Annotated in this window: 2 protein-coding genes; both read right to left on the bottom strand. The window is 39.8% G+C overall.

From position 1 onward, the window contains the following. Positions 1-29: 29 nt before the first annotated feature. Positions 30-1,010 (bottom strand): IS3 family transposase, encoded by a 981-nt coding sequence (locus tag CLV93_RS20060; protein ID WP_106544015.1) that lies wholly within the window; start codon positions 1,008-1,010, stop codon positions 30-32. Further along, a complete protein-coding gene (locus tag CLV93_RS20065; protein WP_146142101.1) occupies positions 926-1,276 on the bottom strand; it encodes a hypothetical protein in 351 nt (116 codons plus the stop codon). The genes CLV93_RS20060 and CLV93_RS20065 overlap by 85 nt, the downstream gene beginning before the upstream one ends. Positions 1,277-1,315 lie beyond the last annotated feature (39 nt).

The raw sequence follows: 1,315 nt of genomic DNA on the forward strand, positions 1-1,315 counted from the left end.
TGTGTATCGTCCTGAAAAAAGTTTACAGGTTAGACATTTAAATTTACTTGTTTTTTATAATAGGTTTTCCATCTTTTTTTGAGTGTACCCGATCTGAGATGTGCCTGTTCCGGTGTGAGCATATTGCAGCTCAGATGCGGACGTCTATTGTTGTACTTGTTTATTGTCTTTTCTAACTGACTGTTTGTGAAAATGATGTTCTTGCTTACTTCGAGATGAAGATATTCATCTTTAAGAATACCGTTAACTCTCTCGGCAATGGCATTGTCTCGTGGATTACTGTTCTCTGTCATGCTAACCTGAATTTGGTAATCCTGAAGCAGGTTGACATATTCCTTAGAACAATACTGAATCCCCCGGTCTGAATGATGTATTAATCCTGCGACAGGTTGACCGAGACTTTTTAAAGCCCTCTGCAAACAGGCAACAGCATGTGTGCTATCCAGATCAATGGCCAGATGGTATCCCAATATTTTTTTTGAATAGGCATCTGTCAGTAAAAATAAATACCGGAAACCGGAATGCGTTTTTAGATAGGTAATATCACTTACCCATAGCTGGTTTGGGCCGGAAGGTATGAACCCCTGGATTAAGTTGGGATACTTTCTGTACCAGTGATGGGAATTGGTAGTGATGTGTTGTCGCCTCCTTTTTCTGATCAGCATTCTTTCAGTGGAAAGTAAGTCAAACAAAGCATCACGTCCCATCTTAATGCCGAGCATTTCTAAATCAGGCTTGAGTAGATGATATAGTTTTCGGGTTCCCATTCTCGGATGCTCTTTTCTAATTTCATTAACCATCTGAACAATAATGTGATTTTCGACAATCGCCCGTTCCTGCTTTTTATAATGCTTATGATGAGCTTGCCTGGTGAAACCAAACAGTCGGCATATCCTGCCCAGACCAACGCGCGGATAGCAATACTTTAACGCCTGGACCGTTTGGTTACGGACTTTTTTCTGATCGGAATGTGAAATTGCTTTTCCGCAATATCGATCATTTGTGAAAATCCTTCGGAGCGGAGTTTTTCATCTTCCAGTTGTTTTTCTAACTCCTTAATACGTCTCAGAAGGGCCGTTTTGGAGATTTTATCATCCGGTTCCATACCAACAGAATAAACCTTTTCATTACCAAATTTACGAATCCATTTTAAAACTGTTGTGTGTCCTTTGATATGGTACTTCCGTCGGGCTGCTTCTTTGGTAATAAGCCCCATTTGTACTTCGTTAACGACTTGTTTTATAAACCTCTCGCTATACATACTAAATCCTGCCATAAGTTTACTTTTTGTGTAAACCTATTTCAGGACAAGACA

It is taken from the genome of Prolixibacter denitrificans (assembly GCF_003014495.1).
Taxonomy (GTDB): Bacteria; Bacteroidota; Bacteroidia; order Bacteroidales; family Prolixibacteraceae; genus Prolixibacter; species Prolixibacter denitrificans.